This window comes from Paracoccus aurantiacus (genome assembly GCF_007993065.1).
In the GTDB taxonomy this organism is placed as follows: domain Bacteria; phylum Pseudomonadota; class Alphaproteobacteria; order Rhodobacterales; family Rhodobacteraceae; genus Paracoccus; species Paracoccus aurantiacus.
This window is the reverse complement of record NZ_VOPL01000004.1, coordinates 103,248-114,621: the sequence shown is the minus strand read 5'-3', so window position 1 is coordinate 114,621 and position 11,374 is coordinate 103,248. Positions and strand designations below refer to the sequence as shown.

Annotated in this window: 13 protein-coding genes; 8 read left to right on the top strand and 5 right to left on the bottom strand. The window is 63.1% G+C overall.

What is annotated here, in order from left to right:
• Positions 1 to 45: 45 nt before the first annotated feature.
• Complete coding sequence (locus FQV27_RS11070) at positions 46 to 540, top strand: Lrp/AsnC family transcriptional regulator (RefSeq protein ID WP_147098400.1); 495 nt, start codon at positions 46 to 48, stop codon at positions 538 to 540.
• Between the two features lie 21 nt (positions 541 to 561).
• Here FQV27_RS11070 and pgeF read toward each other — a convergent pair whose 3' ends face one another.
• From pgeF to lgt, 3 genes are read right to left on the bottom strand one after another with little or no spacing between them, the layout of a single operon-like run.
• Positions 562 to 1,326 carry a peptidoglycan editing factor PgeF gene (gene pgeF, locus FQV27_RS11065; RefSeq protein ID WP_147098977.1) on the bottom strand — a complete coding sequence of 255 codons (765 nt, stop codon included), beginning with the start codon at positions 1,324 to 1,326 and terminating at the stop codon, positions 562 to 564.
• Positions 1,327 to 1,328: 2 nt separating this feature from the next.
• Positions 1,329 to 2,423 (bottom strand): class I SAM-dependent methyltransferase, encoded by a 1,095-nt coding sequence (locus FQV27_RS11060; protein WP_147098398.1) that lies wholly within the window; start codon positions 2,421 to 2,423, stop codon positions 1,329 to 1,331.
• Positions 2,420 to 3,280 (bottom strand): prolipoprotein diacylglyceryl transferase, encoded by an 861-nt coding sequence (lgt, locus tag FQV27_RS11055; protein ID WP_147098396.1) that lies wholly within the window; start codon positions 3,278 to 3,280, stop codon positions 2,420 to 2,422. Before lgt ends, FQV27_RS11060 begins: the two co-directional genes overlap by 4 nt.
• A gap of 109 nt (positions 3,281 to 3,389) precedes the next feature.
• Here lgt and FQV27_RS11050 point away from each other — a divergent pair, with 109 nt between their 5' ends.
• The gene (locus FQV27_RS11050) at positions 3,390 to 3,650 is read left to right on the top strand and encodes an accessory factor UbiK family protein (RefSeq protein WP_147098394.1); all 261 of its coding nucleotides are present in this window, start codon (positions 3,390 to 3,392) and stop codon (positions 3,648 to 3,650) included.
• Here the strand turns inward: FQV27_RS11050 and FQV27_RS11045 are convergent.
• Complete coding sequence (locus tag FQV27_RS11045) at positions 3,641 to 3,955, bottom strand: DUF6476 family protein (RefSeq protein ID WP_147098392.1); 315 nt, start codon at positions 3,953 to 3,955, stop codon at positions 3,641 to 3,643. The genes FQV27_RS11050 and FQV27_RS11045 overlap by 10 nt on opposite strands.
• On the opposite strand from FQV27_RS11045, the gene FQV27_RS11040 reads away from it, so the two are divergent.
• The 5 genes from FQV27_RS11040 (at position 3,954) to FQV27_RS11020 (ending at position 8,871) form a co-directional block, all read left to right on the top strand.
• Positions 3,954 to 5,000 (top strand): RluA family pseudouridine synthase, encoded by a 1,047-nt coding sequence (locus FQV27_RS11040; RefSeq protein ID WP_147098391.1) that lies wholly within the window; start codon positions 3,954 to 3,956, stop codon positions 4,998 to 5,000. The two genes, FQV27_RS11045 and FQV27_RS11040, sit on opposite strands and share 2 nt — an antisense overlap.
• A 19-nt stretch (positions 5,001 to 5,019) precedes the next feature.
• Entirely contained in the window at positions 5,020 to 5,925 is a 906-nt protein-coding gene (gene rpoH, locus FQV27_RS11035; protein ID WP_147098388.1) for an RNA polymerase sigma factor RpoH, read from the top strand.
• A 51-nt stretch (positions 5,926 to 5,976) separates the two neighbouring features.
• Positions 5,977 to 7,020: a hypothetical protein gene (locus tag FQV27_RS11030; RefSeq protein ID WP_147098386.1), complete on the top strand. Its 1,044-nt coding sequence runs from the start codon at positions 5,977 to 5,979 to the stop codon at positions 7,018 to 7,020.
• 108 nt (positions 7,021 to 7,128) lie between these two features.
• Positions 7,129 to 7,869, top strand: a complete 741-nt coding sequence (locus tag FQV27_RS11025) for a glucose 1-dehydrogenase (RefSeq protein ID WP_147098383.1) — start codon at positions 7,129 to 7,131, stop codon at positions 7,867 to 7,869.
• A 12-nt stretch (positions 7,870 to 7,881) separates the two neighbouring features.
• Positions 7,882 to 8,871, top strand: coding sequence for a P1 family peptidase (locus tag FQV27_RS11020; protein ID WP_147098382.1), 990 nt, complete (start codon positions 7,882 to 7,884; stop codon positions 8,869 to 8,871).
• 45 nt (positions 8,872 to 8,916) lie between these two features.
• Here FQV27_RS11020 and FQV27_RS11015 read toward each other — a convergent pair whose 3' ends face one another.
• Positions 8,917 to 9,585, bottom strand: coding sequence for a DUF1236 domain-containing protein (locus FQV27_RS11015; protein ID WP_147098380.1), 669 nt, complete (start codon positions 9,583 to 9,585; stop codon positions 8,917 to 8,919).
• Positions 9,586 to 9,778: 193 nt separating this feature from the next.
• Between FQV27_RS11015 and FQV27_RS11010 the strand changes: the two genes are divergently transcribed.
• Positions 9,779 to 11,251 carry an NAD-dependent succinate-semialdehyde dehydrogenase gene (locus FQV27_RS11010; RefSeq protein ID WP_147098378.1) on the top strand — a complete coding sequence of 491 codons (1,473 nt, stop codon included), beginning with the start codon at positions 9,779 to 9,781 and terminating at the stop codon, positions 11,249 to 11,251.
• The last annotated feature ends 123 nt before the right edge of the window (positions 11,252 to 11,374 follow it).

Below are 11,374 nucleotides of genomic sequence, written 5' to 3'. Positions count from 1 at the left end.
CATGGGGCAGGTGTAAGTTCGCGCAATCTGAACACAGGAAATGACATGCAAGGCCCGAAGCTTGACGAGATCGACCGCAAGATACTTGCAGAGCTTCAGGCCGATGGGCGAATGACCAATGTCGAGCTGGCGCGCCGGGTCGGCATTTCAGCGCCTCCATGCCTGCGCCGCGTCCGCGTGCTGGAAGAAGGCGGATATATCCGTGGATTCCATGCCGAAGTCGACCCCCGCTCGCTGGGATTCGAGGTGCAGGTCTTCGCGATGGTGCGCCTGCACAGCCAGTCCGAAAAAGACCTCGCCGCGTTTGAAGAGCGTGCGCGCGCATGGCCGTTCGTTCGCGAATGCCACATGCTGAACGGCGAGATCGACTTCATCCTGAAATGCGTCGCGCCCGATCTGCCAAGCTTTCAGCACTTCCTGACCGACCGGCTGACCTCTGCGCCCAATGTCGCATCGGTCAAGACATCGCTGGTCATACGCTGCGCCAAGGATGAGCCGGGCGTGCCCTTCGCGGAACATGAAACCGCGGGCGGTCGCTGACGCTGGGAATCGTCGCTTCCGTCAGCCCGGCAAGGCAATGGCCGAGATCAGACGACCGTAATCCGCCTCGGCGCGATGGGTCGTTCTGCGATATGAGAAGAAGCGATCCGGGTCCGCATATGTGCAATGCCCGATCCATGCGGCATCGACACCTGCCTCGCGAAGCCGCATCAGCCCGAAGCCGGGCAGATCGAACATCGGGCGGTCATTCGGGCCACCCGAAAAGAAGCGCTCATGATCGGGGTCGTCGGCGGTAAACGTCTCCATGAAATCCCAGCTTACCTCATAGGCCCGCTGAGAAATGGTCGGCCCGATCACCGCCTTGATGTCCTGCGCGCCAAGTCCGCGCATCCCATCGACCGTCGCCTCCAGCACGCCGCCAAGCGCGCCGCGCCAACCGGCATGGGCCGCACCGATCACGCCCGCAGCCGGATCGGCCAGCAGCACCGGCTGGCAATCTGCAGTCAGCACGGAAATTGCTAGCCCCGGCACATTCGTCACCATCGCATCGGCTTTGGCATCATGCGGCGAAGCATCGTCGGGAGCGGCGGTGATGATCTTCACATCGGCCGAATGCACCTGATGAACACCGAGAAGCCGGTCATGGGCCACACCCATCGCCTCGGCGACGCGGGCGCGATTCGTTTCGACAACGTCACGCTGGTCGTTCGATCCCCGGCCGCAATTCAGCCCGGCATACAGCCCCGAACTGGCACCACCCTTGCGCGTGAAGAAGCCGTGCCGGACGTCGTCCAGCAGGGGATGGGTCAGAATTTCCAGCGTCAATCTCATCGTCCCGTTTCTGTGTGCGCAGTCGGTCTATCGGCAGGCATGACAGCCTCAGCGCCCCTCATGGCGAGAAAGCCGGCGGGCGGCGGGGCAGTCTCGGGCCAGATTGCAAGCGCCTTGAACAACTGTCCCATTTCCGTCTCGTGGGTCAAGCGCCTCGCTGCCATAGCCACGCCTTTATCGCCGGCCGCGCTCAGCCGCGACGCCCGCGCCTCGATCCCGAGCGCCTGCAGAAGCGCGCCCTGCGTCGTATAGCCAACGGCACATCCGCGCGCGCGGGCGGCAGATGCCAAGGGGGCGAAATCGACATGGGCGGTCAGGTCGGCAGCGCCGGGGTTGGCCAGCGGATCGACCGAACGATGATCGGCAAGCGCCTGAAACGTGTCGCCCTGCCCGTTCCAGCCGCCATAATCCACCAGCAAGGCAACCCCGCCATGCGCCGCGATCCGCGCCGCGATTTCGTCAACGACATTGACGGCTGTGGGGCAACGCTCGATCACACAGCCCTCCGGGCCTAGCAGATCAAGCGGCATGACAGGCCCAAGCCCGAAAGACAGGCCGCCATCCTGCAATCCGATCAGACGCTCTGCCCAGCCGTCGGGGCCTTTCTGGAACTGATGGATCGGCAGCGCGTCCAGGAACTCGTTCGCGATCAGGAAAAGCGGCGCTTCGGGGAGGTCAGCTACAGTGTCGAGATGGGTGACATTGCCCAGACGATCCTGCTGCATACTGCGCAGGTGCGGCGATGCTTCGATAAGGTAAGGCTCCGCCGCGTCGGCCATGCCCGGCACGACACGCATCGCGCGCATCGCATCTGCCATCAATGTGCCGCGACCCGGCCCGATCTCCGAAAGCGCAAAGCGTTGCGGCGCGCCCTGATCGATCCAGGCCTGCGCCAGAAACAGACCCAACAGTTCGCCGAAAATCTGGCTGATCTCTGGCGCGGTGATGAAGTCGCCCGCGCTGCCGAATGGATCGCGGGTCGTGTAATACCCGTAGTCGGGATGCAGCAGGCAAAGTTCCATATACCGCGCGACCGAGATCGGCCCGGAGCTGCGGATCTCGTCCGCGATGAACTGGCCCAGCCTGTTCATCGGGCCGGCAGGCGGATCGCGCGGAAGATGAAGAAAATGCCAAGCGCCAGCATGGGCAGCGACAGAAGCTGGCCCATGCTCATCCCCAGCGCCACGCGCCCGAGCGGATTATCCGCGGTGATGAACTGCGCGTCGGCCACGCGGAAGAATTCGACAAAAATCCGCGCGCAGGCATATCCGGCCAGAAACACCCCCAGCAGAAGGCCGGGGCGCCGCAACCCGCCGCGCCTGACCAGCAGGAACAGGACGAGGCCCAGCAACAAGCCCTCCAGCGCGGCCTCGTAAAGCTGACTGGGGTGGCGCGCGCATGAACCGGTGATGCCGGGGCAGGTCTGTGCGGCATCGCCCGGAAAGATCACGCCCCAAGGCAGATCGGTCGGGCGGCCCCACAGCTCTGCATTGATGAAATTGGCGATCCTGCCAAAGAACAGCCCGATCGGCGCGGCAACCGCCAGTGCATCCGCAAGGCGCAGCGGCGCGACCGCGTTTCGCCGCGCCCAAAGCCAGGCCGCGATGACCACCCCGGTAAAGCCGCCATGAAATGACATGCCGCCCTGCCAGACCTTCAGGATCGCAAGCGGGTCAGCAAGGTAAAGCTGCGGCTCATAGAACAGCACAAACCCCAGCCGGCCCCCGATGATGACCCCGCCGATGATCCAGGTCAGCAGATCCTCGACCTGATCGGGACGCATCGGCGCGCCGTCGCCCCATATCCGGTCGGATTTCATCAGCTTCCAGACCGCCCATGCCCCCAGCACAAGTCCGACAAGATAGGCGACCGCATACCAGCGGATCGGAAGGCCCTCGCCGACGGGGATGGTGAAGATGACAGGCGAGATATCGGGGAAGGGGATCATGGCGGTCCTCTGGTTGCGCGCGCACGCTAGCCGTCATCGTCCCGGTGTCAACATTGAACACGGAAGCGACCTGCCCCATATAGGACGAAACCCCTGATTGGAGGGACATATGTCCTCGCAAAACAAGTTCTTCGACGACATGTCACGGATGATGACGAATGCGATGGGCGTGGCGCAGGGCGCCAAGTCCGAGGCGGAAAACGCGTTCAATTCGTGGATCGACCGCTGGCTGGCGGAACGTGATCTGGTGACGCGCGAGGAATTCGACGCCGTGCGCGATATGGCGATCAAGGCGCGCACCGAGAATGCCGAATTGAAGGCACGCCTTGATGCGCTTGAGGCGGCACAGCGTGGCGGCAGTCAGGGCTGATCCAGTCTGATCTGCTTTTCCAGCGCGCCGTCCCTGCCATATATCAGCAATTCGTCCTTGTCGGTGACGACGATCAGGCGTTCTTCGCTGAAGGTAACAGCGCGCGCAGCACTGCCACTGGGAAGCGCGACCGTATCCGGCAGCTCTGGCAGGACGGGCGAGTTCAGCCTGATCCACAGGATCGCGACAATGGCTGCCAGACCCAGCACCATCGCCACGGCAAGCCCGCCAACCATCAGCTTCAGGAAACGCAGATGCGGAACCGGCTCGCCCTGAACGTCAACATGATCTATCTGGCGCTTCATGAGTGAACTGATCCTGACCATCCCGGAAGGCGTGAACGAGCGCCTTGATAAAGCGCTTGCCGATCTTGCGCCACAAGAAGCCGCATTGTCACGCTCTCGCCTGTCGCGTCTGATCGCCGACGGCGCCGTTTCAGATGAGAATAATGGCCCGGTCACCACCCCGAAGACCCGCGTCAGCCCCGGTCAGGTCTTCAGGATCGTTCTGCCAGCCGCCGCCCCGGTCGATACGCTGCCGCAGAATATCCCTTTGAACGTGGTTTTTGAGGACGATGACCTGATTGTCATCGACAAGCCCGCCGGCATGGTCGTCCATCCCGCGCCGGGCAGCCCCGACGGCACGTTGGTCAACGCGCTTCTGCATCATTGCGCGGGCGATCTTTCCGGCATCGGGGGCGAGGCGCGTCCCGGCATCGTCCACCGCATCGACAAGGACACATCGGGCCTGCTGGTCGCTGCGAAGTCCGATCGCGCACATCACGGCCTTGCTGCGCAGTTCGAGGCGCACAGCGCCGACCGCGCCTATCTTGCGCTTGCCCATGGTGTGATCGACCCGTCCGATCCGCGCCTTCGCGGCACGCGCGGAGTCAGTTTCGAACCGGGGGGTGTGCTGAGAATCAGCTCTCGCCTCGACCGTCATCCTGGCGACAGACAGAAGCAGGCGGTATTCTTCGACGGCGAGCGTGGCCGGCACGCCGTGACCCGCGCCCGGTTGCTGGAGGAATTCGGCGCCCCGCCAAGCGCGATGCTGGTCGAATGCCGGCTGGAAACCGGACGCACGCATCAAATCCGCGTTCACATGGCCCATGCCGGCCTTGGCCTGATTGGCGATCCCGTCTATGGTGGTGCCAGAAAGGCATCGGCCCGCGCCCTTGGCGATGCCGCCCAATCGGTTCAGAACTTCCCGCGCCAGGCCCTTCATGCAGCCCGTCTGGGCTTTGCACATCCCGTCAGCGGTGCCGAACTGGAATTCACGTCCCCATTGCCTGCAGACATGCAGGACCTGCTTGCCAGCCTGCGCGGAACTGGCACATCACAATCGCGTTGATCCGTCGAGAGGACAGCACATGGCAAATTACACGAACCTTCCCGCGCCCAGCCCCGAACAGGGCATGAATCGCTATCTTCAGGAAATCCGCAAGTTCCCGCTGCTGGAACCCGAAGAAGAATACATGCTGGCAAAGGCATGGACCGACCACGAAGACAGCGAGGCTGCGCACAAGCTGGTGACCTCGCACCTGCGTCTGGCCGCCAAGATCGCCATGGGCTATCGCGGCTATGGCCTGCCCCAGGCCGAGGTTATTTCCGAAGCCAATGTCGGGCTCATGCAGGCTGTGAAGCGCTTCGACCCGGAAAAGGGCTTCCGGCTGGCGACCTATGCGATGTGGTGGATCCGCGCCTCGATCCAGGAATATATCCTGCGATCATGGTCGCTTGTGAAGATGGGCACGACCTCGGGCCAGAAGAAGCTGTTCTTCAATCTGCGCAAGGCGAAGAACCGCATCGGCGCGCTGGAGGAAGGCGATCTGCGCCCCGAAAACGTCGCCCGTATCGCCAACGACCTGAATGTGACCGAACAGGAGGTCATCGACATGAACCGCCGCATGGCCGGTTCCGATGCCTCGCTTAACGCGACTGTCGGGTCGGGCGACGGCGAATCGACCGCGCAATGGCAGGACTGGCTGGAGGACGAGGACGCCAATCAGGCCGATGCCTATGCCGAAAGCGAAGAACTCGACACCCGCCGCGAAATGCTGATTAGCGCAATGGATGTGCTGAACGACCGTGAAAAGGACATTCTGATGGAGCGCCGGCTTCGTGACGATCCGCTGACGCTTGAAGACCTTTCGGAGCGTTACGAGGTTTCGCGCGAGCGTATCCGTCAGATCGAGGTGCGCGCCTTCGAAAAGCTGCAAAGCCGTATGCGCGACCTCGCACGCGACAAGGGCATGGCAATCGGCGCCAGTGATTGACGCCGATGCCTGCGCGGCCCATTCTGACGCGACTTTAACGGGCAGATCAGGATGCGTTCCACCGCGCTGAAGCAGTTTCAACGGCTCGAAGCGCCGGGCAGCTGGCGCGCATCGCCAGACGCGCAACTGCGCGAAGTCGTTGTTTCTGTGGGCGAGGCAACGCTTATCATCTCAGATCCGAAATCCGATGCACCGCTCGCGCATTGGTCCTTGCCGGCGGTCAAGCGCGTCAATCCCGGCGTGATGCCCGCCATTTTCGTGCCAGTCGCCGCGCAGGACGACGATTCGCGCGAAGCGCTGGAGATCGACGATCAGTGGATGATCGACGCGATCAGCCGGGTTCAGTCCGCCATTGCCGCACGTCGTGCGCATCCGGGACGGCTGCGCGGTGGCGTGACCCTTGCCGCCGCCGCAGCCATGCTGCTTGCCGCAGTGATCTGGCTGCCCGACGCGCTGCGCGGCCATGCGGCGCGCATCACCCCCGCTGCCGAGCGGGAGGAGATCGGGCTTGGCATCCTCAGCGATATGAGCCGCTCGACCGGGGCGCCATGCAACGATCCGGCAGCGGCCCCTGCCCTGCGCCATCTCGCACAGCGCGTGGGTCTTGCCCCGGATGCCCGCATCGCGGTGCTTCGTGATGGCCTGGAAGGCGCACTGATGCTGCCGGGCAACCTGATGCTGGTCGACAATGCCCTTATCGCGCGCCAGGAAACACCTGACGCGCTTGCCGGTCACATGCTGTCGGCAAGGCTTGGGGCGGAGGCCGCGGATCCCTTGCAGGTCGCGATGGATCATGTCTCGTTTCCGGCGATCCTGATGCTGCTGACGCGCGGAAAGCTTTCCAGCGACGCGCTGCATGGCTTCGGCGAGGAACTGCTGTCTCAGCCTGTAACCCGCCCTTCCGATCAGGTTCTGCTGAGGGGCTTTGCTGCCGCCAAGGTTCCGACAACGCCTTACGCGGAAAGCTTGCCGGGCGGCGTCGCAGCGCCGGTTGCGCTGACCGAATCCGACCCGTTCCGCACCCAGCCCTACCCCCCGACATTGAGCGAACGCGACTGGATTTCGCTTCAGCAGGTCTGCGTGGACCGGGGCTGACAGATTTGTCGCCGGATACGCTGGCGATGCGCATGGATGGTGTGCAGGCTTGCCCTTTTTCGGGTCCGCGTTCACATTTCAAGCGACGGGAAAAACGGGGATAGACGCATGAGACTGGCCGACAAGACCGCGATTGTGACAGGTGCGGGATCTGGCTTCGGGTCCGGCATTGCACGGAAATTCGCGTCCGAGGGGGCACGCGTGATCGTCGCCGACATCAATGCCGAGGCGGCCGCCGCAATTGCCGATGAAATCGACGGAATCGCAGTCTCCGCCAATGTCGCCAGCGAAGACGGCGTGCGCGCGATGGCAGAGGCGGCCCTTGCGGCGCGCGGGCGTATCGACATTCTCGTTAACAATGCCGGTGTGACGCATCTTCCCGCCGCGATGGAAGAGGTATCCGAGGCAGATTTCGACCGCGTCATGGCTGTCAACTGCAAGTCGATCTACCTTGCAGCGCGAATTATCGTGCCGCAGATGAAGGCACAGAAATCAGGCTCCATCGTTAACATCGCCTCGACAGCAGGTGTCTCTCCCCGGCCGCGGCTTAACTGGTATAATGCTTCAAAAGGCTGGGTCATCACGGCAACGCGCGCCATGGCGGTCGAATTGGCACCTTTCGGCGTGCGGGTGAACGCGCTGAACCCCGTCGCTGGCGAGACGCCGCTTCTGAGCAGCTTCATGGGCGAGGATACGCCCGAAATGCGAGCAAAATTTCTGTCCACTATTCCGATGGGGCGCTTTTCCACGCCCGAGGATATGGGCAATGCGGCCTGTTTTCTTGCCTCGGACGAGGCGTCGATGATTACGGGCGTCGCGATGGAGGTCGATGGTGGTCGCTGTATCTGACAGGTTATGGCAATGAAGGCGGGACGAAGGAACCTGATTACCGATGTCGCGGGACTGCGCGTCGGGCATGCCGATGACGCGGCGCTCAGATCCGGGACCACAGTGCTGACGGCCGATTCGCCGTTCGAGGCATCCGTGCATGTGATGGGGGGCGCGCCCGGCACGCGTGATACCGAGTTGCTGGCACCCGACAAGCTGGTGCGGGAAATCGACGCGATCTTCTTGTCCGGCGGCTCGGCATTCGGGCTGGCGGCGGGGGACGGCGTGATGGCGGGGCTGCGCGCCGAAGGGCGGGGGTTTGCGGTCGGCGATGTTCGTGTGCCCATCGTGCCGGGCGCAATTATTTTCGATCTGATGAACGGCGGGCGCAAGGACTGGGATCAGAACCCCTATCCGGGCCTTGGCCGTGCAGCGCTGGAAAGCGCCGCCGCAGATTTCCCGATAGGCACGGCAGGGGCCGGCACGGGCGCGATGACAGGCAAGCTTAAAGGCGGGATCGGCTCTGCCTCGGCGGTGCTTGACTGCGGGGTGACGGTTGGCGCGCTTGTCGTCGTCAATGCGCTCGGCTCTGCGACAGTGGCTGAGGGCCGTCATTTCTGGGCCGCCCCGTGGGAGCTGAATGGCGAATTCGGCGGGCTTGGCCCTGCCCCGCACCACGATCCGGGGCAAGAACCCTTGCCCGCGAAACAACTGGGCGAGGCGACGACCATCGCCATCGTCGCGACGGATGCGTCGCTGACAAAGTCTGGACTGCAAAGACTGGCCACGGCGGCCCATGACGGGATGTCGCGCGCGTTGGTTCCCAGTCATACGCCATACGACGGCGATCTTGTCTTCGCCGTCTCGACCGGAGCAACGGCGCTGCCCGATCCGGCAGTGACGCCCTTTCAGCTTGGGCATGCGGCCGCGGCGACGCTGGCACGCGCGATCGCGCGCGCTGTCTATGCGGCCAGTCCGCGCGAAGGCGATCTGCAGCGCTGCTGGTCTGACTTGGAAAAATGAAAAGGCGGGGCCGAAGCCCCGCCCTCCCTATCGCCAAGAGGGAACTTAGCGGTAGATGTAAACGATCTTGCGGTCGGTTGGGTTCACAAGAACTTCCTGACCGTTGATCGTCACATACTTGTAATCGGGCTGATCGGGGATGTCATACAGGGTGACATTATCCGGCACACCAGCGCCAACCACCACTTCGCCGTCCAGCACGATGGGGTCCTGCGGGTTGGCTTCGACATAGGTGGTCACGGCCTCGGTCGGCTCGGTCGAGGCAGAGCCTGCAACGGTGCCTGCGGTGGCACCGACGATGGCACCCAACGGCCCGCCGATCAGCGCGCCCATCGCAGCACCCGTCCCGGCGCCAACGGCAGCGTTCTGGCCTTCCTCGGCCTCATCCACAACGGGGGTCTTGACCACCGTCACACCGATTTCCTGACGGTTCGGATAGATCGGCATGAACTCCTCGCCGACCTTGGCAGCCAGATAGTCGCCATAGGCCCAGCCGTGCTGATCGCCGTAATTCACCTCGCACCAGTTGGCTTCCTCGATGCAGCCGACGACATTGACTTCGTCGCCGCCCTTGATGGTGCCCGTCACCTCGTGCTGCACGCCGGGGCCGGAACGCAGGTTAAGGTCCGTACCGGCAGTCGCCGCAGTGTCGGCAAAGGCCGACGCGGCAAAGGCCAGAGAGGTCGCGGTGGTAATAGCAAACAGCTTGTACATGTTAATCTCCGTTTTAATGGTGCCGGTTCCTCTGCCCGGCGATCGCTGACAAACGGTGCGGCGTGGCTGTTGGTTGCATCACGATCTGCCCCCGAACGCGTGATAGACCACAGAATCTGCCATTTGTGACGCAGCGTCTTTGACAAGCGCAGCCGCGCGTGGTGAAGCTTTCGCAAAGCCTGTGGAGGACGCCATGCCCAAGGACACAACCGGACTGAAATCGCTTCTGAACGACGAAAGCCTTTTTGAAACCCGCGCCTATGTCGCGGGCGAATGGATAGACGCCGACGACGGCAAGACTTTCGAGGTGACAAACCCGGCGCGCGGTGACGTAATCGCAAAGGTCGCCGACCTGTCCCGCGCCGAGGTCGGGCGCGCGATTGACGCAGCAGCCGCCGCCATGAAGGACTGGGCCGCCCGCCCGGCCAAGGAACGCGCCCAGATCATGCGCCGCTGGTTCGATCTGATGATGGAAAATCAGGACGATCTTGGCACCATCCTGACGGCCGAGATGGGAAAACCGCTGGCCGAGGCCAAGGGCGAGATCGCCTATGGCGCCAGCTTCATCGAATGGTTCGGCGAAGAAGCCAAGCGAATCTATGGCGAAACCATACCGGGCCATCAGGCCGATAAGCGACTTACCGTCATCCGCCAGCCTATCGGGGTCGTTGGCTCGATCACGCCGTGGAATTTCCCGAACGCGATGATTACCCGCAAATGCGGCCCGGCCATTGCGGCGGGTTGCGGCTTCGTGGGCCGTCCTGCCGCCGAAACACCGCTTTCAGCGCTGGCTCTCGCGGTGCTGGCCGAACGCGCCGGCGTGCCGAAGGGGCTGTTCAGTATCGTCACCTCGTCCCGGTCGTCCGATATCGGCAAGGAGTTCTGCGAGAACCCGCTGATCCGCAAGCTGACCTTCACCGGATCGACCGAGGTCGGGCGCATCCTGCTGCGACAGGCCGCCGATCAGGTGCTGAAATGCAGTATGGAACTGGGCGGCAACGCACCGTTTATCGTGTTTGACGACGCCGATCTGGACGCGGCGGTCGAAGGCGCAATGGCATCCAAGTTCCGCAATAACGGCCAGACCTGCGTTTGCGCAAACCGCATCTATGTCCAGTCCGGCGTCTATGATGCATTCGCGGAAAAGCTGGCGGCGGCGGTCGAAAAGCTGCGCGTTGGGGACGGGCTTGACGATGGCATCACGACCGGACCGCTGATAAACGCCGACGCGCTCGATAAGGTCGAGGAGCATATCCAAGACGTGCTGGATGGCGGCGGCAAGGTCGTGACCGGCGGGAAACGCGGTGACGGGCTGTTCTTTCAGCCGACGGTCGTGACAGGCGTGACTGACGACATGAAGGTCGCGACCGAGGAAACCTTCGGCCCGCTGGCACCGCTGTTTCGTTTCGAAACCGAAGCAGAGGCGATCGAAAAGGCAAACGCAACGATCTTCGGTCTGGCGAGCTATTTTTACGCGCGCGACATCGGCCGGATCACCCGTGTTCAGGAAGGTCTGGAATACGGGATCGTCGGCGTGAATACCGGCATCATTTCGACCGAGGTCGCGCCCTTTGGCGGGGTGAAACAGTCGGGGCTCGGTCGTGAAGGATCGCGCCACGGGATCGAGGACTATCTTGAAATGAAGTATATCTGCCTGTCGATCTGAGCAGGCTCGCGCCAAATAACAGTTCCGCGACGAGCGGCCGATTGCCCCTGCGCTTTCGGCCGCATCTGCGTCATAATGACGGCAAGCCGCGTTACAGCGGCAATCGCGAACAAGAACAAGGAA

What these genes read in the sequence shown, in the direction of transcription:
- FQV27_RS11030 (WP_147098386.1), top strand. Translation starts at nt 5,977, where the DNA reads ATGCGTTCCACCGCGCTGAAGCAGTTTCAACGGCTCGAAGCGCCGGGC.
- FQV27_RS11070 (WP_147098400.1), top strand. Translation starts at nt 46, where the DNA reads ATGCAAGGCCCGAAGCTTGACGAGATCGACCGCAAGATACTTGCAGAG.
- lgt (WP_147098396.1), bottom strand. Translation starts at nt 3,280, where the DNA reads ATGATCCCCTTCCCCGATATCTCGCCTGTCATCTTCACCATCCCCGTC.
- FQV27_RS11010 (WP_147098378.1), top strand. Translation starts at nt 9,779, where the DNA reads ATGCCCAAGGACACAACCGGACTGAAATCGCTTCTGAACGACGAAAGC.
- rpoH (WP_147098388.1), top strand. Translation starts at nt 5,020, where the DNA reads ATGGCAAATTACACGAACCTTCCCGCGCCCAGCCCCGAACAGGGCATG.
- FQV27_RS11045 (WP_147098392.1), bottom strand. Translation starts at nt 3,955, where the DNA reads ATGAAGCGCCAGATAGATCATGTTGACGTTCAGGGCGAGCCGGTTCCG.
- FQV27_RS11015 (WP_147098380.1), bottom strand. Translation starts at nt 9,585, where the DNA reads ATGTACAAGCTGTTTGCTATTACCACCGCGACCTCTCTGGCCTTTGCC.
- FQV27_RS11020 (WP_147098382.1), top strand. Translation starts at nt 7,882, where the DNA reads ATGAAGGCGGGACGAAGGAACCTGATTACCGATGTCGCGGGACTGCGC.
- FQV27_RS11060 (WP_147098398.1), bottom strand. Translation starts at nt 2,423, where the DNA reads ATGAACAGGCTGGGCCAGTTCATCGCGGACGAGATCCGCAGCTCCGGG.
- FQV27_RS11025 (WP_147098383.1), top strand. Translation starts at nt 7,129, where the DNA reads ATGAGACTGGCCGACAAGACCGCGATTGTGACAGGTGCGGGATCTGGC.
- FQV27_RS11040 (WP_147098391.1), top strand. Translation starts at nt 3,954, where the DNA reads ATGAGTGAACTGATCCTGACCATCCCGGAAGGCGTGAACGAGCGCCTT.
- FQV27_RS11050 (WP_147098394.1), top strand. Translation starts at nt 3,390, where the DNA reads ATGTCCTCGCAAAACAAGTTCTTCGACGACATGTCACGGATGATGACG.